We start from the raw sequence: 21779 nt of genomic DNA on the forward strand, positions 1-21779 counted from the left end.
GGGCATACGTATAATACAGGGCTTCATGACTTACGCAACGGCACATTTTTAGACATCATTGCTGGACGAACGATGGAAGAGTTACAGAGCTATTTCCATACGCAACCAACGCTTTGTTCATTAAACCCAGTCGCCATTGTCATGGATTTAGCGAAGGCTTATCATACGTTCGCGAAAACGATGTACCATCTGCGATCCGTATTGCCGACCGTTATCATGTAAATCGTTACGTGACCGAAGCGCTTCAAACGGTACGAAAATCAGTTCAAAAGGAACTGCCATCACGTGCAAAAAAAGAATTGAAAAAGCATTTTCGCATTTTGGGAAAACGAAATGATCAATTAACATCGAAGGAACGAACAATTTTACACCGTTTACTTTCCTACAATTTACTTTTACAGCAGGTGTATGGATGGAAAGAAACCTTTATTGAGTGGTATGACTGTAGTGCAACCTATGAATTAGCGAAAAAAAGCTTTGTGCGTTTGCTAAACGTAGGGGATCCGATTAATCATCCAGCCGTGCAAGCATGTCTTTCTACGATGAAAAATTGGCAAGAAGAAATCTGTAATTATCACCAATTACGCTTCACTAATGCGGCGGTAGAAGGGAAAAATAATTTAATTAAATCCCTACAAAGACGTCATTTTTTTACACGCAACCCGCAGCACTACAAAGTAACGATTTTAATCGAGTGCAACGCAGAATTGATTCAATATGGCTCTTAGTCAAGTACTCATTTTGGTAAAGAGCCTTCTTTTTTTAAAATATTTTTTCTAAATTAATGAAACCTTTTCCATTATCAATCGTATTCTATTAGTTAATCCTGAAAAATTAAGTTACTGGAGGCTCTTTTATGAAATGGCTTTTGTTAATTGTTCTGCTCGCATTTCTTCTTTATGGTTTGTTTCGAACTCTTTCTTTCTTAATGAATCCACAGCAACGATTGAAATTAGCGCAAAAGCGTGGAACTTTTTATTTGCTCGATAAAAAGGATAATATAAGAATGAATCTCTTACTAACTTATAAAGGGCATTTACTCGAAGGGGAAAAATACGCAGCAGCAAACGAAGTTGATCACATCTTACTATTCCCTACCAATCCTTATAATACGAAGATGTCAAAACAAGACAAAGCCTATATAGAACAGTCACTATTGTCTATATACCCAAAGGCTAAAATCGATTGGACACGGTTTAAAGAAGCAGAAAAAAATTCGTAGAGGTTCGGACATAAGTATTCCAGCCATTGATAAACCCGAACAACCATACAAGTTCCATATGGTTGTTCGGATTTTTATTAGTTTATAAAAAGCTGTTTCAGTAAAGTGGGTGTTGTTACCCGCAGCCTGAATACACTTCGCTTTCCATGGGGCGAGCGCCACGCCGTTTCACAGCTCATGCTCATGCTCATGCTCATGCTCCTGCAGGATTTCGGACTTTCTCGCAGCTCCCATAGGAGTCTACGTGTATTCAGGCTGCTCCGTCTTTCCAATTAATTAATTTTTTCTATTTCCATAATAGTTTATAGAAAAACAATCTTTAAAAACGAAGTGGAATGGAGCGTAGGACACTCAACTCCTGCGGGAAGTAGAGACGCTTTAGACCCCGCATATCACGCGCCGAGGAGGCTCAAGCTTCCTCCCCGGCGCATAGAGTGTCCGTAGCGCAATGGAACGACTTAGTTTTTACACTGACTATATTTAAAATCATAAATAACTAGCATGAAAAAGTAGCCTTTATTTAAGCACTAAATTAGAGATTGTTCGTCTTTACAGATTGGCAATTTAGTTTTGTCCCAGACTCTACATTTTTATTCATGAAGTTTTTTACTCATGTGCTTCTTTAAAAAATTCTCTCCATTTAATAATCGTAATTTTTTCCCTTAAGATATAGACAAGTATTGCCAATGCAAACATAATAATGACAACCATTGTTAACGAAAATTGACTAATAAACTGACCAAAGATAGTATAAAAGAATGCCAAAGGTATATTGCTTAAAAATGAGCTTTTCCCATATTCTTTTAAGCTTTTTCTTTTCTCTAATAGGCAAAAATTTAATAAATGATAATGAAATACTGGAATTAAACGTAAGACTGTGATTTGTCCAAGTGTCAAATTACGATATTCCCCAAACCATCTTTTTTTAAGATTAGATAGTTTCCGATGTGTCTTTGGCATGCGATGAATGACCACATAGAAAATGAGACAATTAATTGTTAAGCCGATAATAGAATAGATGGTACCAAGCGTTACTCCAAATAAAACTCCTCCTGCAATACAGACTAGGATAGGAGGAATAAACAAAAATTGCCGTAGCGTATGGAATAAAATAAATATAATCGGCGCTAATATGCCACTAACTTCTACCATAACAAATAGGACTGATAACTGCTCTTCCATCTTATCACCTTCTGCTCTAAAGAATCATGATGTTATTAAAGTGTATAAGAAAAGAGACGAGAATATGCCTAAACATTTATTCCATAAAGTACAATCCCTAATTCTAATAATGTTAAAACGGGTAAACCATATTTAAATGTAGCATGCTTCGTTTTATGACGAAAGGTTTTCATACCAATGTATAAACCAAGAGCACCAAAAAGGATGGCTATTGTCCAAAGGGTTCGCTCGCTGATTCGATACTGGTGCTTTATCGCTCTTTTTTTATCAATCCTCATGAATAAGTAACCAAGAATATTAATTAAAACTAAATAGATGAATAGTGATGGTATCACATGTTTCTCTCCCTTTTGCAAATAAAAATATATAAAAAAAGAAGGTATATTGTAAAATGGTACCTGTAGTTAGGACACTTGAAAAAAGAGTGTTTTATCTACAGGTATTTTTTTATATACTTAAATTACTAAAAAGGGATTAGGGGACAACATGAGTAAGATAACATTTTCAACTAAAGAGATAAAAATGCTTAAAAGGAATCCAAATGTACAAAGTGTCAGCGAGCGAGCTATTACCTATACGGATTCATTTAAAAATAGATTTATGGATGAGTATCTAGGTGGAAAACTTCCTCGACAAATCTTCATGGATAACGACTTTGATGTGGACGTAATAGGAATTAAACGAATTGAACAATCCGCATACAGGTGGAAGAAAGCCTATGAAAAGGATGGGTTAATCGGACTCACAGACTCAAGAAAAGCCGGTTCTGGTAGACCATTAAAGCGAGAACTTACGCCGTCTGAAGTGATTGAAAGGCAAGAAGCTAGAATTAAGCTATTGGAGGGTCAGGTAGAGTTATTAAAAAAGCTAGAAGTGACAGAAAGGAGGCTGCTAAACGAAACAAAAAAACTAGAACCAAGTAGAGTATATCAATTAATTTCTGAGACCATTGAACAAAATGGTTTTAAGCGTATGACTAAGTATTTTTGCAAACTTTTAGAGGTTTCCCGTTCTGGATACTATAGTTTCCTTCAAGCATATACTATCCGAGAAGCGAGAGAACAATTGGACTTGGAAGCGAAAGAAATCATACTAGAAGCCTTTAATCGACGGGGATATAAGAAAGGTTCCAGGTCCATAAAAATGATCTTGGAGAATGAATATAACATTATATTTAGTCGTAAAAAGATACAAAGAATCATGAAGAAATATAGTATAGTCTGTCCTCATAGAAAAGTAAATCCTTATAAAAAAATCGCTAAAGCAACAAAGGAACATCAAGTCGTACCAAACAAGCTAAACAGAGAGTTTAAGCAGGGTATACCAGGAAAGGTTTTATTAACGGATATCACTTATTTGCCATATAACGGAAATAGTATGGCTTATTTGTCGACCGTAAAAGATGCTTCCACAAACGAACTCCTAGCTTATCATGTTTCTGACCGTATTACCTTAGATATCGCAACGAAGACAATCCAGAAATTGATGAACAACAAGAAAGTAATTATACATAAAGATGCCTTTATTCATTCAGATCAAGGAAGTCATTATACGAGCCCAAAATTTCAAAGGTTATTAAAAAAATATGGTCTAGACCAATCGATGTCTAGAAGAGGAAACTGTTGGGACAATGCCCCTCAAGAGTCATTCTTTGGTCATTTAAAAGATGATGTGGACTATCAATCTTGTAAAACCTTAAAAGAACTAAAGGCAAAAATAAATCATTACATGGTTTACTATAACAATTATCGATATCAGTGGAACTTAAAAAAGATGACCCCTATTCAATATAGGAATCATCTTCTCACTGCTTAATCTCTTTTTTTACTGTGTCCTTGACATGGGTGCCAGTTTATTGATACCTTCTTTTTTTATATAAACTTATTTTAAGTTTTGTTTTGCGACTGTTGCTAATTCAGCAAATGCTTTTTCATCACTTACAGCAAGTTCAGCAAGCATTTTGCGGTTTACTTCGATACCTGCTAACTTCAATCCGTGCATTAAACGGCTATAAGAAAGACCGTTGATACGAGCAGCTGCATTGATACGAGTAATCCATAATTTACGGAAATCACGTTTCTTTTGACGACGATCTCTGTAAGCATACATTAATGATTTCATTACCTGTTGGTTTGCAACTTTGTATAATGTATGTTTTGAACCATAATAACCTTTAGCTAATTTAAGAACTTTTTTACGACGTTTGCGTGTAACTGTACCGCCTTTAACACGTGGCATATAATTTCCCTCCTATATTGAAAAAATTACTTAATGTTGTCTAATAAATGACGAATGCGTTTGAAATCGCCTTTGGATACTAATCCACCTTTGCGAAGTTTACGTTTTTGCTTAGTAGATTTGTTAGCAAATAAGTGACTAGTATAAGCTTTTGAGCGTTTTAATTTACCAGAGCCTGTCTTTTTGAAACGTTTAGCAGCTCCGCGGTGAGTTTTCATTTTTGGCATTTGGTATTCCTCCTCTTACTTGTCGTTTTTAGGCGCTAAAGTCATGAACATGCTTCGACCGTCCATTTTTGGATGTGATTCCACAGTGGCAACTTCTGCACAAGCTTCTGCAAAACGAACAAGTACGCGTTGACCGATTTCCTTATGTGTAATAGCACGTCCCTTAAAACGGATGGATGCTTTTACTTTATCGCCTTTTTCTAGGAACTTAATAGCATTACGAAGCTTTGTATTAAAGTCATGCTCATCTATAGTTGGACTAAGGCGAACCTCTTTAATATTAATGATTTTTTGATTTTTACGTGCTTCTTTTTCCTTCTTTTGCTGTTCAAACTTGTATTTACCGTAGTCCATAATACGAGCTACTGGTGGTTTTGCATTTGGAGCAACAAGAACAACATCAAGATTTACACGTGTTGCAATTTCAAGAGCTTCAAATTTCGTTTTAATCCCAAGCTGTTCTCCATTTTGGTCAATAAGACGAACTTCTCTAGCACGAATGCCTTCATTTAAAATCATATCTTTGCTAATAGTTAAACACCTCCAAGGTTAATGACGAATACAACGTTCGGGTCAAGAATAATCTATTCTAGGTCACCTTCTCTAGTTTAGATACTAATTGACACTTGACTCCCAAGTTGACATCGTAGGCTTTGTAATCTTTATCATCCAAATAAAAAAGTGTGGATGAACAATTCACCCACACTTACGATAACATAGTAAGACCTAAAATGTTTTACGTAATACCTGTTAACTACTTGGAATCTGTGTCAATCAGGTGAGAAGCGGGTGCTTCTTCTTTTCCTCAAACTCGTATTCAATTTACCTTAGTAACTATATCACAATGATATCTGTAAGTCAACGAAAGAAATATCACAACGAGAAAAATTTTATCAAAATTATTGATTCAATGCAATACTTTTTATGCATAATTTCTGAAAAGCTGGGAATATAGAACGAAAATCAGAATTTCCAGCTTGAAAAAAAGCAGTATTTTAATAGTTTCTTTAAAAAAATGGAGATTAAAAAGACTATTCCGCGTATTAAGCAGCCCGTTGATTTCCGCTCCAGACACTGGCTTTCCGCGGGGAGGGATGAAAGCCTCCTCGGCTTCGCCTGTGGCGTCTCTCATTTCCCGTAGGAGTCCAGTGTCCTCCGCTTCAATCAACTCAGAATTCTTAATTTTAATTTATGATAATACTAAAAAATACATCTAACTTAATTTGATAATTTCACTTCTTGTGTTAATTTCTCTAAAAACTCAACGTAAGAAACTGTTTCTGATTTTTGTTCTCCGTATTTGCGGACATTTACGGCTTTGTCTTCTACTTCTTTATCTCCAACTACTAGCATGTAAGGAATTTTTTTCATTTGTGCTTCACGGATTTTGTAGCCGATTTTCTCGTCGCGTTCATCAAGCTCTACACGGAATCCATGTCTTTGTAAGTTTTCTTGTACTTCTTTTGCGTAGTCAAAGTGTACAGAAGGTGATACTGGGATCACTTGTACTTGTACTGGCGATAACCAAGTTGGGAATGCCCCTTTGTATTCTTCAATAAGAAATGCAATAAAGCGCTCCATTGTAGAAACTACTCCTCTATGGATAACGACCGGACGATGTTGTTTTCCATCTTCTCCAACATATGTTAGATCAAAGCGTTCAGGTAATAAGAAGTCCAATTGAACAGTAGATAATGTTTCATCTTTTCCTAAAGCTGTTTTCACTTGTACATCCAATTTAGGACCGTAGAATGCTGCTTCTCCCTCTGCTTCAAAATAATCTAGACCTAGGTCATCCATTGCCTCTTTCAGCATGCTTTGTGCTTTATCCCACATTTCATCGTCATCAAAATATTTCTCTGTATCTGCTGGATCACGATAAGATAGTCGGAACGAGTAATCTGTAATATCGAAATCTTTATATACTTCTAATACTAAGTTTACGACACGTTTAAATTCATCTTTAATTTGGTCTGGTCTTACAAAGATATGCGCATCATTTAATGTCATTCCACGAACACGCTGTAATCCAGATAGTGCACCAGACATTTCATAACGATGCATTGTTCCAAGCTCTGCGATACGAATTGGCAATTCGCGGTAGCTGTGGATATCATTTTTATAGACAACCATATGGTGTGGACAGTTCATTGGACGAAGCACTAACTGTTCATTATCCATTTCCATTACTGGGAACATATCCTCTTGATAGTGATCCCAGTGACCAGAAGTCTTGTACAGGTCTACACTACCCATAATTGGTGTATATACATGGTTATAGCCTAATCTTTCTTCCTTGTCTACTATATAGCGCTCTACAGTACGTCTGATTGTTGCACCTTTTGGAAGCCATAGTGGTAAGCCTTGTCCAACTTTTTGAGAAGTCATAAATAAATCTAATTCTTTCCCGATTTTACGATGATCTCTTTCCTTCGCCTCTTCTAAAAAGCGTAAGTGCTCCTCTAACTCATTTTTCTTAAAGAATGCTGTTCCATAAATACGTTGAAGCATTTTATTATCACTATTGCCTCTCCAATAAGCTCCAGCGATATTTAGTAATTTAAACTCTTTTAGTTTTCCAGTTGAAGGAACGTGTACACCACGACAAAGATCAACAAATTCACCTTGCTGGTAAAGTGTTACCGTTTCATCTTCAGGGATTGCATCAATTAATTCTAGCTTATATTCGTCATCCATTTCTTTAAAAAGCTCAATCGCTTCCGCTCGGCTTACTTCTTTACGAACAATTTCTAGATTTTCATTGATTATTTTCTTCATTTCTTTTTCAATAGCTGGTAAATCTTCTGGTGTTAATGATTGCTCTAAATCAATATCATAGTAAAAACCATTTTCGATAACGGGACCTACACCAAGTTTTACATTTCCATAAATACGTTTAATTGCTTGTGCCATTAAGTGGGCAGAGCTATGACGCAAGATTTCTAATGCATCCGGGCTATCAGGTGTAACAATTTCAAAAGAGGCATCCTCTAAGATTGGTCTTTTCAAATCATATAATGAACCATTTATTTTTCCTGCAAGGGCTTTTTTTCTTAAGCCTGGGCTAATGGAACCAGCAATATCTTCGGTTGTTGTACCTTCTGGAAACTCCTTTACCGCTCCGTCTGGAAATGTAATGTTAATTAATTCTGACATAAAACTTCCTCCTTAATATTTCGCCATTAAGCTTTTCATGTACGATAAGAACCGATTAAACGCAAAAAAACCCGTCCCTATGCGAAGGGACGAGTTTTTAAATTGTAAACTCGTGGTTCCACCCTAATTCCCAAACAATTAATTGTCTGGCTTTAGTTTAAACAGATAACGGCTGCTGAGACCGCCAGTCATTACTTAGGTTCCCTGTTCCAGACTGAAGTTTAAAGGTGGTAAGTAATCTTATCGTGTTAGGAAGTTCCCAGCATCCTTCCCTCTCTTTGAACCGTACAAGAAAACTATTGTCCTTATCAATACATGTATAAGTTATAGTTAATTTATGTACGTTATTATATGCTTTTCTAAACATAAAATCAAGGGGATTAATGGGAATCTTATTTCATTTCTGTTTGAGTGTTATTTTTAGGAAAAAATGGTCCTTTTCAAGAAGCTTTACTCGTTCTTCAAAAATGTTTAAAATCGTTCGCACAATAGGCAACTCCCTATCTTCTGTATATAAATAGATTGTTTTCGGAGCAAGCGCAAGCAAAGGTCCTAGGGAAAATGGGTCGATATAATAGGGAGAAGAAGCTAAATTTCTTTGCTCATACAGCATCATTAATTCCTGTTGGGGAATTTCTCGATATTCCGTATCAAAAAACTGAATTTCTAAGTCAATCAAAACATGGATATGATTTACTTTTGCAGCTTTTTTAGAAAGGGAATTTCGTAATGTATGAATAAAAACCTGATATTCTTGTTCCATTTTGTACTCATCAATCGATAATTCTATGTATTTTAGTAGCTTTTCAAAAAAAGCCTTTAATCGAAAGGTCACAAAGGAATCAAAAGAAAATTCACGATGCATTTCAACCATAAAATTATTCATACTATCTGCAAGACATGTTTTTATATTTATATCTTTTGTTAAGTTTGCAAGTCCTTCACGCTCTTCTTCTATTAAACTATGAAGAATTTCTAATATACTCCGCTGTTCTAATTCATCCATATAGAAATAACGATTTTGTAGTATTTCTTTTGCCCAATCATCTGTTTTTATATGCAAGATAAAAGCGGTTAAGCATTTTTGCACGCCCTGACTGCTTCCATCTATTTTAACGACTATACAATTATGGTCATCGCTCATTCTTTCAATCGATTCAGCAAGCTTTATCTGTTTATTTATCAAACGCAAAAATTTCTTTGCATCTTTTTCATCTTGAAACTGAATTTCAATCAACCGTATCCCCCCTTTATAAAGAAGTCCTCGATTCCATATATATGGGGGATAGGGAGAAAATAGACTATAAAATATGGAAAATCATCTGAGTATGTCCATTATGAGAATATGCACACAATATAGAGGAATTGCATTTTCACAAAAAATAGACAGACCTTTATTTAGTCTGTCTACATTAATAATATCCAAATCACAAAAAGAATACGATTACTCCTAATATAATGACATACAAAATAATGTATCTAATATACAACATTGGCAAAGAAATAGATCGTTTTTCGCAAAGATTTCTTACGTATGCAAGTAACCTTCTATTTTTTGTAACATAGGTATAAGTTAATCCGAATACCAATAATGCCAAGATTATTTTATAAATTCCCGGACTATAAAAAGATAGAAAAAATGGGATTAACAATAGCAAAATAGTGATAGATACAAATAAAAGGAATTGATTATATCGCTTTACCAGTAATTTTTCTGCATTCGAAATTTCCGTCAACTTACCCTTCTCCTTACTCTCATAAACATCTAGTATGAAATATTAAAGTCGCTTATTATTACCTTTCACATGAATCGGTGTAGATAAATAACGAATTCTCTCCATTACTCTCATCGCTTTCATCTTTTCCTCTTCTCCTCTTTGAGAATAGGTAAGATGATGCTCTAGTCCACTAAAGTCAAAATTAGATGTAAATAAAGTCGGTAAATTCTCTAGCATCCTAAACTGTAATATTGGTCCTAATACCTCATCTCGAATCCAGCTAGACATCGTTTCTGCACCAATATCGTCCAGCATTAAAATCGGCTCCCTTTTTATGCTTTCCATTTTGTCATTTAGCGTACTATTAGCAATCGAGCTTTTCATTTCCCTAAATAATTCGGGAACATATACGATCATAGAAGAAATTTGCTTTTGAGAAAGTTCATTTGCAATCGCCCCTAAAATATACGATTTTCCAACACCAAATTCTCCGTAAAAATATATTCCTTTTTGTCTTTGGCCAGGTTTATATTCCTCTACAAATCGAATGGCGGCATCTACTGCTTCCATTCTTTCTCCTTCTATGTCCAACCTATCAAAAGATGCTTCTAAAATGTCCTTGGGTACGTATAAACTTTGGATTAATTTTTCTTTTTTCTTTTGGTTATCCTCTTGAAGTTTCCGTGGACAGCGGTCATATTGGATCTCAATATTTCCTCTGATAACAACTAGGCTCGGATGATACCCCTGCATCATATTCACACAGCCTTGAAGGCTTGGGCACTTATTGCAAGCCTTACTTTGATTAGCATATTCATATAATTTCATCATTCCTACATCAACCGCATTGGAAGTCAACTCATCCTCATGCTCACGTAAAAAAGCCCTCACATCAGGGTGTGCAAGTACTTCCTGTTTCATCGCACGGTAGCGTTCCTGAAAATTATTACCTGTCCCAAACTTCTTTAAAGTATCATTAATCCTTTCCACCGTTTGATTCACCACCTATTTTTTTAATTTTTTTATGCGTTCTTCCAGCTCTCTCTTCTTCTGCTCCAAGTCTTTATCACTTGCTGCTGTAACTGGATTCTTTTCCGCTGTTTTTTTCGCTTCTTCGTTCCCCTGATCTTGTTGTCCAAACCATTCTGGAATTTTTTCTGTGCGAATTGCTTTTCGACGACTTGACTTTGTTTGTAGATTTTTTTTGCCTTGCGCCCATTCCATATATTGCTTATGTTCCTTTTTCGCTAAATCCATTGCATCCTTAACCGTACGAATATTCTTTCTTACCCATTGACCAGCTATCTTTTCTATATAGCCTTTTGTCAATTTCATATCTGTTTTCAGCATAACATATTGAATAAGCACATTTATTACTCCAGGTAAGAGCTTTTGTGAGAACATAATTTCTTCGATTATTTGCAAATCTGTTTTAGAAGGTTCAGCACCTCCTGAAATATCTTTTAATACTTCCCGAGGAGAAGCATGATCTAAATAATAGATTAATTCTTCCTCTTTTGATTTTGGTGCACCATTCGATGAATGGTCCTTCTGCGGCTGCTTTCGATCAACTAACATCGGCAACAAATCATTATGCTGAAATTGATACCAATCACGAGCAGCTATTCTCAACTCTTCAATATCAATCTCATCCTGTTGATTAATCGCACTAATAACGATATTCTTCATTTGAATTGGGTCAATTCCATAGATAAAGGCAAGATTTTGTATCGCTTCCTTCACCTTTTTAGTAAAGGCCTTTTTCGATATTAAAGAATCGTGGATTCCTGCATAGAGAAGTTCAAAATCAAAATCTTCCTTGGTAATTTGAATTCCAGTCTGTTCTTCTCTTCCAATATAGGTCTGATCAGTCGCTTCTTCTTCGTCTAATTCATGCATAGCCCGAACGGCACTACCATGTTCAGACTTAAATACCTCTTGAAAACCTTTCGTTACTGGCTGAAAACTTGGATCAGCAATTTTTTCATCGGAAAAGAATTTCTTCAATCTGCTATATTGTGCTTTTCCAATTTTTCTATATAAATAAACATTTAACATTCCATCAAGAAAATATTGTGCTGGTGATAAAGGAGGCTGCAATTCATAAATAAACGAACGATTTCCATCCTCTTTCTTTAAATACGTTTTTAAAAGACCAATTCCTTCTAGCTTTAGTCTGGCTTCATATATATCATTTAAACCACAGCTCATGAAATTCATTATGCTATGATGTGTATTTGTCATGGACCACAGGCGATTTTCTTCTACTTCTGCCCATAAAGTCATGTATAAAGCTAAACACTGTGTCCCAATTAATGGTTGATACAAGAAGGTGATTGTCTTTCGATCATAATCACTTAAGAGCCCATTCACAGCTACTCGATATCTGTCGACTGGAAGCAGGTCTTGCCAATGCTGAGACATATTAACTCTCCCTTCTCTACATTCTATTTCCATCAAAGGAGTTGAAAGGCAAAAAAGAGCCAAAGAAATCTTTAGCTCCCTTAGTAATCATTTCCATAAAGTGAAACTTCCATCAGTGGAGTTCCCTCCTCCCCACTGATGGCTGGTTGAACCAATCGGACCTTTACGGACAGTGGATCTCACCTAGCTTCCTCGAATTTCCATAAGCAATAGGTGAGAGTCTTACTGTCCGTTAAGAATGAGACAAAAAATCTGTTAGTCTTTTTTTATTAATTCTTTAAGTTCGTCAATAAACACATTTATATCTTTAAACTGGCGATAAACAGATGCGAAACGTACATATGCCACTTCGTCAATTTTCGCCAAGCGGTCCATTACCATTTCTCCAATTGTTTCACTCTTTATCTCTGAAGCAACATTACTTCGAAGCTCTTTCTCTACTTCTGCAGTAATTTCCTCCAATTGTTTTAAAGCAACCGGTCTTTTCTCACATGCTCTAATTAAGCCACGCAATATTTTATCCTTACTAAATTCTTCACGTGTTCCTTCTTTCTTCACTACAATCAAAGGAATCTCTTCTACTTTTTCAAAAGTTGTAAATCGATTGCCACAAGCTTCGCATTCTCTTCTTCTACGAATCGACTTGTACTCATCAACTGGTCGTGAATCAAGAACGCGGGTGTTATTATGTTGACAGGTAGGACATCTCATTTCATATCAGCTCCGAATTCATTGTTCCATGTATATACTTATCTTCATATTATATAAAATTAAAGGCTTGTACAAGTAATTATATTAAATTTCACCTATAACCTAATGTCAGATAGAGAAAACATGCCACTCTTCCAAAATGTTCTTCGCTTGCTGTAATGAATTTTCGATGGATCCATTATTATTAATTACTTCATCAGCAAGAGCTTTTTTTTCTAGCAAAGGCATTTGCGCATTTATTCTATTAACTGCCTGCTCATGGCTTAAATCATTTCTATTCATTAACCTTGCAATTTGGATATCTTGATCTACATATACTAAAATTGTTCGTTCAACCATTGTGTCTAATTTATTTTCAAATAGTAAGGGGATATCTAAAATCACGATCTTTTCGCCTGTCTTAACGGCTTGTCTTTGCTTCTCATCCATTCTTCTTCTTACATCAGGATGAACGATACTATTAAGCACATTCCGTTCTGCTTCATTCGAAAAAATAATTTCCCCAAGCTTTTGCCGATTTAAAGTACCATCTTGATGGAGGATATCCTTACCAAAATGAGCAACAATTTCTACATATGCCGGCTCTCCTATTTCAACAGCTAATCTGGACTCGATATCAGCGTCGATTATCGGAATATTCAATGATTGATAAAAGGAGGATATTGTCGATTTGCCACTCGCAATCCCTCCGGTTAAGCCTACTGTTAATGTCATGACAATACCTGCCTTATTAAATTTAGTATGCAACAAAATTAAATTAACAAACACTTTGGTGAATATATAAGCAAGGTGAAATTTCTAAGGCGATTCCCCAAGGAGGGGCACCGCCTTAGAAAAAATAACCTATTCGCTAATTTTGTTAAAGCGATTTAGAGCTTAAATATCCCAATAATAATTAAAATAACCCCTGGTATAAAGGAAAATTTATCCATATAACTTTTTTCTGACAGAAATTTGCCTAGATATATCCCTAAAGAAACAAAGGATGTACTCATAAAAATGACAGCAAGTGTTAAAAATAGCGGGGGTAATCCGAGCATAGAAGCACCAATTCCTGCTCCGAATGCATCTAAAGACAGAGCAAAACCTAACACAACTGCTTCTAGTCCTGTAATTGTTCCTGATTTATCAAAATCAGCTGATAAAGGTTTCTTTAAAATATTTATAACAATTCCTAAAGATTTTATTTCAAAATTAATAATATTCTTCTCTTCTGTTAATACTTCCTTTTCCTTGCTTGGCTTAAAATATTGGTAAAGAATCCATCCGCCCAATATTATTAGAATAATGCCACCTAAACTCTCTGCAAACGATGGGGAGAATATCCTTGAAATAACATGACCTACCAACATTGCTGTAAGCAGTGTCAGACCGGAACAACAGGCGATAATAAGGATCGAATTTAAGGGCATTTTCATTTTTCGTAGACCATAAGTAAACCCAACACTAAAGCTATCGATGCTGACAGCGATTGCTAATAATAAAAGAGAAAACACCTGGGCCATAAAGATAAGCTCCTTCCAAATCAATAGTAATATACTATATGGAAAGAGCCCATCCAATGTTAATTCATGTTTATTGTTTTATTTTTTTTGACAATTAGGACAAAAAACAGTTCCTCTTCCACCGACAATAATTCTTTCTAAAGTATGTCCACATACTTTGCATTCTTGACCTTTTCGACCATATACATATAGTTCAAGCTGGAACATTCCTATTTGTCCTTGTGTGTTTACATAGGAACGAATCGTACTGCCACCCTTTTCAACTGCTTCTGATAAAGTAGCAATAATCTCTTTATATAGTTTCTCGATTTCTGCTGATTTTAATGAATTTGCTATTCTCTCTGGGTGAATATCGCTTCGGAATAATGCTTCATCTACATAAATATTCCCTAGACCAACGACAATTTTTTGATCCAATAATGCCGTTTTAATGCTTCGGCTGGTTTTTATTAATCGCTCTGTAAAATTAGCAATTGTAAAATCAGCGTCAAATGGTTCAGGACCTAATTGAGACAGTGGCATGGCATTTAATTCTTCACCCTTTTTAAATAAATGCATTGTTCCAAATTTCCGTACATCCTTATATCTTAATTCAGAACCATCTTCAAAAAAGAAAATAACATGGGTATGTTTATCAACGGGATCATCTGCTTGAAACACACCGTATCTGCCTTCCATTCGCAAATGCGAAACAATCGTAAAATCATTTGTTTCAATTAATATAAATTTGCCCCGTCTTTTTACGTCTAAAATTGTTTGACCGACTAATGCATCAGAAAATTCTTCGGCATTTTCTGGTCTTTTAATCATTTTCGCCCAAGAAACAACTACTTCTTTTATTACTTTATTTTGCGTTAATTGTTTCAACGTTTTACGTACCGTTTCAACTTCTGGTAATTCTGGCACTTATATACCTCATTTCCGTGTGAAAATCGCTCATAATTCTTTTATCTCACCAATCACTTAAAACAAATGACATTGGAATAAGCATTACTTCGCATCATACCAAGTTGGTCCATAAGAGTAGTCCACCTTTAAAGGAACACTTAATTCAACTGCATGCTCCATTACATCAGGAACTATTTCTTTCAGCTTCTCGATTTCTTCTTTTGGAGCCTCGAATATTAATTCATCGTGAACCTGTAATAACAATTTAGCTTTCAATCCTTCTACTTCTAAACGTTTCGCCATTTCAATCATCGCTTTTTTTATAATGTCAGCTGCACTGCCTTGGATTGGTGTATTCATTGCTGTTCTCTCTGCAAAGCTTCGTAAATTAAAGTTTCTGCTTGTAATATCAGCTAAATACCTTCTTCTATGAAGCAAAGTTGCGACATATCCTTTTTGTTTTGCATCAGCCACTATTTCTTCCATATAATTTCTTACTCCAGGGTAGCTTTCTAAATAACGTTCGATAAACTTGGCTGCTTCTTTTCTCGTAATGTGCAAGCTTTGCGATAACCCATAGTCACTAATACCATATACAATTCCAAAGTTTACAGCTTTTGCATGTCTTCGCATATTGGAAGTAACTGCATCGGCTTCTACATGAAAAACGGACATAGCTGTTTCTGTATGGATATCATGATCTTCTCTAAATGCTTCAATTAATTTCTCGTCATTCGCAATATGGGCAAGAACACGTAACTCGATTTGGCTATAGTCAGCAGCAAAAATAACCCAATCCTCTTCTGTCGGTACAAATGCTTGTCTAATTTTTCTTCCTTCTTCTAAGCGAATTGGGATATTTTGAAGGTTAGGGTCAATCGAGCTTAAACGACCTGTTTGTGTCAACACTTGGTTAAATCTTGTGTGAATTCTTCCATTATGGACCACTTTTTGCAAGCCTTCTATATAGGTTGACTGTAATTTACCGAGCTGTCTATATTTAAGGATTTCTCCAATTACTTCATGCGAACTAGCAAGCTGTTCCAAAACATCAGCAGAGGTTGAATAGCCTGTCTTTGTTTTTTTCACAACTGGCAAGCCAAGCTTTTCAAATAAAATAACACCGAGCTGCTTCGGAGAATTAATATTAAATGTTTCACCTGCAAGCTCATAAATTTGCCCTTCAATTTCATTCAGTCTTTCAGAAAGCTCTTCTCCCATTGCTTTCAAGCGATCAACATCCACCTTCACGCCTGTTGATTCCATATCAGCAAGCACTAAGCTTAATGGCATTTCTAGATCATAAAATAGTGCTTCTTGGTCATTTTTTCTCAATTCATCTTCCATTTTCTCTTGTATAGCCTGCATAGCGAATGCTTTTCGCACTATGTGATCAGATAAGAATTCTTGCTCTGGAACCTTCCTTTTTGCCCCTTTTCCATAGAATGCTTCATCTGATTGTAAATTAGTGTGGCCATACTTTTTAGCAACAGAAGCAACATCTTCAATAGTTGCAGAAGGATCTGCTAAATACGCTGCAATAAGAACATCAAACGTAATTCCTTTTAAATGGATGCCTTGATGTCGTAAGGACACTTCCGATCTTTTAGCATCATAAACAATCTTTTCTTTCTTTTCATCTTCTGCCCAAGCTTTAAAAGCAGACGATTCTAAAGCCTTATTAATCGGTAGATAGTATGCTCCTTTGTCATTTAACAAAGCGATTCCTAAAATTGGTGCATAATGATAGTTATCTTCCAATACTTCGACATACATTATATTTCTATCAGAAAAAATAGCTTCTGTGATATTTTCAACTGTTTTAAAATTTATATCTTCTAATACTAGTTCCTCTTGTTCAGGTGTTTCTCCTAATTTTTCAAGTAAAGAGTTAAATCCAAGCTCTTTGAACATTTCTTTTAGCTTTTCTATTTGCATTCCAGGAAATTCTGTATCTTCCAATGTTATCGTTAAAGGAGCTTCCCGGAAAATAGTAGCTAGTTCTTTACTCATCAAAGCTTGATCCTTAAATTCTTCTAGCTTTTCTTTCAGCTTCTTACCACTTACTTGGTCAATAGACTCTACCAATTTTTCTAATGAGTCAAATTCCTTCAATAATTTAATTGCTGTTTTTTCTCCTACACCAGGAACACCAGGAATATTATCTGAACTATCTCCCATTAAACCTTTCATATCAATAATTCGATCCGGAGTCAGCCCATATTTTTCTTGAATATGTTCAGGAGTGTAGGACTCCATATCTGTTATCCCTTTTCTTGTGATATATACGGTTGTCTTATCTGAGCTCAATTGTGTTAAATCTTTGTCTCCAGAAATAACAACCACTTCAAACCCATCCTTTTCTCCTTGAAGAGAGAGGGTTCCAATAATATCATCTGCTTCATAGTTTTCTAATTCGTAATGATGAATACCATATGATTTCAATAGCTCTCTTATATAAGGAAATTGCTCTGACAATTCTGGTGGTGTCTTCTGGCGCCCTCCCTTGTATTCACTAAATGTTTTATGGCGGAAAGTTGTTTTCCCTGCATCAAAGGCTACTAAAGCATGTGTCGGCTTTTCCTCTTCTAAAATTTTCATTAGCATCATGGTGAAACCGTAAACAGCATTTGTATGTACACCTTTATCGTTATTTAAAAGCGGTAAAGCGAAAAAAGCGCGATAGGCAATACTATTACCGTCTATTAACATTAATTTCTTTTTCAAGAAATCCTCCTCCATCCTATTTATAGTGTTATGTTATGTTATCTCGTAAAAAAAAAAACGATGATTGTTACATGACTCAATATTATTTATTTTACATGACATATTCGTAAATGTAAAAAAGCAGAGATTGTGGAAAAAGAGGTTTCTTCCTACGCTTACTTATTTCATTCATCAACGAAATAAGCGTGGAACACACACCTTTTACCAACTATCTCCGCTATTTTTACAACTTTAATAGAAACATTTTTAGGTATATTGACACGGACTTAGATTGGAAATACCATTGATTCTACTAACGAGTGAGTCAACATCTCCTACCAAGACCACTATTATACAGGGGAAGCCAAAAGCGGGGTAGCTTTCAGCTTAAGTCCTTAACCAAATGGATAAGGGGGACTTCACAAGTAATTGTAACAACAAAGTGTAAACCCACCATAAACCAAATGTAAAAACAATGTAAATAGATAGAAAAGCGGAAGTCACCGTTTAGCGTCGTGTGAACTGGAGCGATTTTCTCGAGATAAAGGAAACACGAGGAACGCTAGTGAATCGATGTTGACTTATCGTAGAGACAATCGTGAAGTTCATCTGGCGCTGGTGACTGGAGCTAGACAGATAGAAAAGCGGAGGGGCCTGATTATCGGTGTACAAACTGGAAACTATCGACTGAGATAAAGGAAACACGAGGAACGACAGTAAGTCGATGTTGACTTATCGTAGGGAGATAGTTGGAAGTTTGCTAACCGATAGGCACCGGAGCTAGACATAGAAAAGCGGAAGTCACCGTTTAGCGTCGTGTGAACTGGAGCGATTTTCTCGAGATAAAGGAAACACGAGGAACGCTAGTGAATCGATGTTGACTTATCGTAGAGACAATCGTGAAGTTCATCTGGCGCTGGTGCCACGGGGGAATTTGCTGGATTTGGACAAAAAAGAGGACACCGATATCAGTATCCCCCATTCCTAAAATGGAAATTCCTTATGCAAAATAACAGTGAAGGTAGTTCCTACTCCCATTTCACTTTCCACTTGAATCGTTCCTCTATGTAATTCTACTAAATGCTTAACAATTGCTAAACCAAGCCCTGTTCCGCCAGAATTTCTACTTCTTGCTTTATCTACACGATAAAAACGCTCAAAGATTCTTGGAATTTCTGCCTGATCGATTCCAATTCCTGTATCTTGAATTCTAACTTCAATTTTCTTTTTCTTCTCCACAACATAGACCTTGATTTCTCCATCGTTCGGAGTATAAATTACCGCATTTGTGATTAGATTTAGAAAAACTTGAGTTAACCTACTTCTATCTCCTTGAATCTGTATGATTTCATTCGATTGAGGAAACTTTAGCTTGATTTTTTTTGTCTCCGCTCGACCTTCTAGCATTTTAGTCGCTTTATTTAGAATTTCCACCAAATTAAACTCCTCTTTATTTAAAGCGAAGTGATGTTGTTCTAATTTTGATAGGTCTAGAAGATCTTGAATTAACGTCTGTAGTCTATGACTCTCTTTTAAAATAATTCGCAAAAATTCTTCTAGCGTCTCTTTATCTTCCATTGCCCCATCAAGAAGTGTTTCAGAAAATCCTTTAATAGAAGTAATAGGCGTTTTTAATTCATGTGACACATTGGCAACAAAGTCCTTTCGAATTTGTTCAAGCTTCTTCAACTCCGTTATATCATTAAAAACGAGCAAAATCCCCATCCATCTATCGTTTGTCCCAATAATAGGAACCCCATAAACTTGAAAGCTTTTTTTCTCATTTTTAATTTCAAGCGCCATTTCTCGGATTACTTTATGTTCTGTCATAAAAATTTCTTCGGCAAGATCTGTAACTTGTCTATAAGGAATAACTTTATAATATTGTTTATAGAGATAGTCAGCAGAACGAACAGAGAAAATATCTTTATAGGATTTATTGATTAAATTTATATACCCTCTGCTATCAATTAAAAGTAGACCACTACTAATGCTCTCAATCAAAGTACCTAGGCGATCTTCTTGTATTTCTTGTGCTTTAACCATTTCTTGCATATCTTTGGCTACTTTATTAAGAGAAGAACTAAGAACCCCTGTTTCATCTACTCGATCTTCATACGTTCTAGCATGATAATTGCCATTTGCCAAATCAACCGCTACTTTGGTAGCCGACTCAATTGGTCTCGTATAACGATAAATTAATTTATAGCCAATTAGATAAATTACTAAAAATGAAAATACAAACGAAGAAAAAATAATCCAATTGATATGTTGGTATGCATTCTCTATCTCTTCCACTTTTGCCCCTATTAACAGATAACCTTGTCCACCCTCTTCATCAGAAAGCCCCTGTTGATAAAAATGAAAGTTAGGATTCCCATCAATGGAAACATCATTTACTTTTTCATTTAATAGTAAAGTCTGCATTTGGTTTTCATATTCTTTATCTGTCTGCAGCTCTCCCTCATTAAACAAAATCTTGCCGGATTCATTAATAATAGTAATCTGTATATCTAATGCTTCACTATATTTCTTTACTAAATGATCATTAATTTTTAAAATTCCACCATTATTCATAATTTGATTTGCTATTAATGCACTTTCTCGTTCTAGACGATTATCAAAAGAATCCATAAAGGTTTTCTTATTATAAGATTCAATGAAAATAGCAACAAATAAAAACACGATAAAAATAGTAAATAAAACGCTAGCCATTAACCGGGATTTAAAGCTCTTCATTTACTTTGGTTCCTCTAATTTATAACCTAAGCCACGTATTGTTTTAATATATATAGGCTTTTTCGTATTTTCTTCAATTTTTTCTCGTAAATGACTAATATGTACATCTACAATTCTTGTATCGCCTACAAAGTCATAGTTCCAAACTGCACTTAAAAGCTGATCTCTTGTTAAAACTCTACCTTTATTTTTAACAAGATAAAGTAATAGCTCAAATTCTTTAGGAGTTAACTCCAATAATTCCCCTTTAAAATAGGCCTCATAATAATTAGGAAGTACTTTTAACTCTGCAATTTTAATTCCATCATCCTCATGTGTGTCTACTTCATCAGAAGATGTTGGAACTTGCATCTGAATTCGTCTTAAAACAGCTTTTATACGGGCGATAACCTCTCTCGGACTAAAAGGTTTGGTCATATAATCATCTGCACCAAGTTCAAGTCCTAATACTTTATCAAATTCATCATCTTTTGCTGTTAACATTAATATAGGAGTTAACACTTTCTGTTGGCGTAGTTCTTTACAAACATCCATCCCATCTTTTTTTGGCAACATTAAATCAAGTAAGATAACATCTGGATTAGCAGTTAACGCTAGATTCAATCCTTCTTCTCCATCCATGGCAGTCAATACATCATACCCCGCCTGTTGCAAATTATACTTTAGTAAAGTTACGATAGATTGTTCATCATCTACAACTAAAACCTTTTTCTTCATATACAGCCTCCAAATATGTTAATTCCCCTAAAGTCCCCTTATACCTATTTACATTATAATATATTGTTCGCTGAAAATGGAAAAAACATTTATTTACTATTTATAAAAGCGAAATGATTTTTTAATTAGGGTGATTGATATGTTTTCACTCCCTGTTTTTTTGGCAAATATTTATGCCACTAACTAAGCTGCTTAAATACACTTCGCTTTCAGTGGTCTATGCTCATACCTCCTCGGCGTGTCCGTGGTGCTCACCTGTCTCGCTAATCCCCGTAGTATTCAAGCTGCTAAATTTCCTTTAGGACCTATTTTTAAACGGTTTAACAAACTAAAAAACATTTCAAAA

At 35.4% G+C, this 21779-nt stretch carries 20 protein-coding genes and 1 other annotated feature; of the genes, 3 read left to right on the plus strand and 17 right to left on the minus strand.

All coding sequences use genetic code 11. The features are described from left to right. Window positions 1-113 precede the first annotated feature (113 nt). Together AB3U99_RS16970 and AB3U99_RS16975 are read left to right on the plus strand one after the other, a co-directional pair. Window positions 114-728, plus strand: coding sequence for a transposase (locus AB3U99_RS16970; protein WP_400242721.1), 615 nt, complete (start codon window positions 114-116; stop codon window positions 726-728). A 128-nt stretch (window positions 729-856) separates the two neighbouring features. Next, window positions 857-1222 carry a sigma-w pathway protein ysdB gene (locus AB3U99_RS16975; protein ID WP_400242722.1) on the plus strand — a complete coding sequence of 122 codons (366 nt, stop codon included), beginning with the start codon at window positions 857-859 and terminating at the stop codon, window positions 1220-1222. A gap of 606 nt (window positions 1223-1828) precedes the next feature. Here the strand turns inward: AB3U99_RS16975 and AB3U99_RS16980 are convergent. Next, the gene (locus tag AB3U99_RS16980; RefSeq protein ID WP_400242723.1) at window positions 1829-2404 is read right to left on the minus strand and encodes a TVP38/TMEM64 family protein; all 576 of its coding nucleotides are present in this window, start codon (window positions 2402-2404) and stop codon (window positions 1829-1831) included. 68 nt (window positions 2405-2472) lie between these two features. After that, window positions 2473-2739, minus strand: a complete 267-nt coding sequence (locus AB3U99_RS16985) for a DUF1294 domain-containing protein (protein WP_400242724.1) — start codon at window positions 2737-2739, stop codon at window positions 2473-2475. Between the two features lie 151 nt (window positions 2740-2890). Between AB3U99_RS16985 and AB3U99_RS16990 the strand changes: the two genes are divergently transcribed. Then, on the plus strand, window positions 2891-4219 hold the full coding sequence (locus AB3U99_RS16990) for an IS3 family transposase (protein WP_400242725.1): 1329 nt from the start codon (window positions 2891-2893) through the stop codon (window positions 4217-4219). Between the two features lie 66 nt (window positions 4220-4285). Here AB3U99_RS16990 and rplT read toward each other — a convergent pair whose 3' ends face one another. The 15 genes from rplT to AB3U99_RS17065 all read right to left on the minus strand — a co-directional run bounded on the left by rplT (window position 4286) and on the right by AB3U99_RS17065 (window position 21433). After that, window positions 4286-4642 carry a 50S ribosomal protein L20 gene (gene rplT, locus AB3U99_RS16995; protein WP_031534824.1) on the minus strand — a complete coding sequence of 119 codons (357 nt, stop codon included), beginning with the start codon at window positions 4640-4642 and terminating at the stop codon, window positions 4286-4288. A gap of 26 nt (window positions 4643-4668) precedes the next feature. Beyond that, window positions 4669-4869 (minus strand): 50S ribosomal protein L35, encoded by a 201-nt coding sequence (gene rpmI, locus AB3U99_RS17000; protein WP_400242726.1) that lies wholly within the window; start codon window positions 4867-4869, stop codon window positions 4669-4671. Between the two features lie 15 nt (window positions 4870-4884). Beyond that, the gene (gene infC, locus AB3U99_RS17005) at window positions 4885-5388 is read right to left on the minus strand and encodes a translation initiation factor IF-3 (protein WP_016201804.1); all 504 of its coding nucleotides are present in this window, start codon (window positions 5386-5388) and stop codon (window positions 4885-4887) included. A gap of 150 nt (window positions 5389-5538) precedes the next feature. Next, window positions 5539-5676, minus strand: a sequence feature (ribosomal protein L20 leader region). Between the two features lie 411 nt (window positions 5677-6087). Beyond that, a complete protein-coding gene (thrS, locus tag AB3U99_RS17010) occupies window positions 6088-8025 on the minus strand; it encodes a threonine--tRNA ligase (RefSeq protein WP_400242727.1) in 1938 nt (645 codons plus the stop codon). A gap of 397 nt (window positions 8026-8422) precedes the next feature. Continuing rightward, window positions 8423-9262 (minus strand): sporulation protein YtxC, encoded by an 840-nt coding sequence (ytxC, locus tag AB3U99_RS17015; RefSeq protein ID WP_400242728.1) that lies wholly within the window; start codon window positions 9260-9262, stop codon window positions 8423-8425. A gap of 190 nt (window positions 9263-9452) precedes the next feature. Then, window positions 9453-9761, minus strand: a complete 309-nt coding sequence (locus AB3U99_RS17020) for a hypothetical protein (protein ID WP_400242729.1) — start codon at window positions 9759-9761, stop codon at window positions 9453-9455. Window positions 9762-9803: 42 nt separating this feature from the next. Beyond that, on the minus strand, window positions 9804-10733 hold the full coding sequence (dnaI, locus tag AB3U99_RS17025) for a primosomal protein DnaI (RefSeq protein WP_400242730.1): 930 nt from the start codon (window positions 10731-10733) through the stop codon (window positions 9804-9806). 15 nt (window positions 10734-10748) lie between these two features. Then, a complete protein-coding gene (locus tag AB3U99_RS17030) occupies window positions 10749-12167 on the minus strand; it encodes a replication initiation and membrane attachment family protein (RefSeq protein ID WP_400242731.1) in 1419 nt (472 codons plus the stop codon). Between the two features lie 255 nt (window positions 12168-12422). Further along, window positions 12423-12878: a transcriptional regulator NrdR gene (gene nrdR, locus AB3U99_RS17035; protein ID WP_312096243.1), complete on the minus strand. Its 456-nt coding sequence runs from the start codon at window positions 12876-12878 to the stop codon at window positions 12423-12425. A gap of 108 nt (window positions 12879-12986) precedes the next feature. Further along, complete coding sequence (gene coaE / locus AB3U99_RS17040; protein WP_400242732.1) at window positions 12987-13592, minus strand: dephospho-CoA kinase; 606 nt, start codon at window positions 13590-13592, stop codon at window positions 12987-12989. 155 nt (window positions 13593-13747) lie between these two features. Next, the gene (gene ytaF, locus AB3U99_RS17045) at window positions 13748-14383 is read right to left on the minus strand and encodes a sporulation membrane protein YtaF (protein WP_400242733.1); all 636 of its coding nucleotides are present in this window, start codon (window positions 14381-14383) and stop codon (window positions 13748-13750) included. A gap of 78 nt (window positions 14384-14461) precedes the next feature. Then, a complete protein-coding gene (gene mutM / locus AB3U99_RS17050) occupies window positions 14462-15289 on the minus strand; it encodes a DNA-formamidopyrimidine glycosylase (protein WP_400242734.1) in 828 nt (275 codons plus the stop codon). A gap of 84 nt (window positions 15290-15373) precedes the next feature. Then, window positions 15374-17998 carry a DNA polymerase I gene (polA, locus tag AB3U99_RS17055; protein ID WP_400242735.1) on the minus strand — a complete coding sequence of 875 codons (2625 nt, stop codon included), beginning with the start codon at window positions 17996-17998 and terminating at the stop codon, window positions 15374-15376. A 963-nt stretch (window positions 17999-18961) separates the two neighbouring features. Then, complete coding sequence (gene pnpS, locus AB3U99_RS17060) at window positions 18962-20716, minus strand: two-component system histidine kinase PnpS (RefSeq protein WP_400242736.1); 1755 nt, start codon at window positions 20714-20716, stop codon at window positions 18962-18964. Then, a complete protein-coding gene (locus AB3U99_RS17065) occupies window positions 20717-21433 on the minus strand; it encodes a winged helix-turn-helix domain-containing protein (RefSeq protein WP_400242737.1) in 717 nt (238 codons plus the stop codon). Between the last annotated feature and the right edge of the window lie 346 nt (window positions 21434-21779).

The organism is Niallia tiangongensis (genome assembly GCF_044704065.1).
Lineage (GTDB): Bacteria > Bacillota > Bacilli > Bacillales > Cytobacillaceae > Niallia > Niallia tiangongensis.

Bases quoted from the DNA above. Each gene is read 5' to 3' on its own strand.
- thrS (WP_400242727.1), bottom strand. From the start codon at position 8,025: ATGTCAGAATTAATTAACATTACATTTCCAGACGGAGCGGTAAAGGAG.
- AB3U99_RS17065 (WP_400242737.1), bottom strand. From the start codon at position 21,433: ATGAAGAAAAAGGTTTTAGTTGTAGATGATGAACAATCTATCGTAACT.
- AB3U99_RS16980 (WP_400242723.1), bottom strand. From the start codon at position 2,404: ATGGAAGAGCAGTTATCAGTCCTATTTGTTATGGTAGAAGTTAGTGGC.
- infC (WP_016201804.1), bottom strand. From the start codon at position 5,388: ATGATTTTAAATGAAGGCATTCGTGCTAGAGAAGTTCGTCTTATTGAC.
- rplT (WP_031534824.1), bottom strand. From the start codon at position 4,642: ATGCCACGTGTTAAAGGCGGTACAGTTACACGCAAACGTCGTAAAAAA.
- rpmI (WP_400242726.1), bottom strand. From the start codon at position 4,869: ATGCCAAAAATGAAAACTCACCGCGGAGCTGCTAAACGTTTCAAAAAG.
- AB3U99_RS17030 (WP_400242731.1), bottom strand. From the start codon at position 12,167: ATGTCTCAGCATTGGCAAGACCTGCTTCCAGTCGACAGATATCGAGTA.
- AB3U99_RS16990 (WP_400242725.1), top strand. From the start codon at position 2,891: ATGAGTAAGATAACATTTTCAACTAAAGAGATAAAAATGCTTAAAAGG.
- ytaF (WP_400242733.1), bottom strand. From the start codon at position 14,383: ATGGCCCAGGTGTTTTCTCTTTTATTATTAGCAATCGCTGTCAGCATC.
- coaE (WP_400242732.1), bottom strand. From the start codon at position 13,592: ATGACATTAACAGTAGGCTTAACCGGAGGGATTGCGAGTGGCAAATCG.
- pnpS (WP_400242736.1), bottom strand. From the start codon at position 20,716: ATGAAGAGCTTTAAATCCCGGTTAATGGCTAGCGTTTTATTTACTATT.
- AB3U99_RS16975 (WP_400242722.1), top strand. From the start codon at position 857: ATGAAATGGCTTTTGTTAATTGTTCTGCTCGCATTTCTTCTTTATGGT.
- nrdR (WP_312096243.1), bottom strand. From the start codon at position 12,878: ATGAGATGTCCTACCTGTCAACATAATAACACCCGCGTTCTTGATTCA.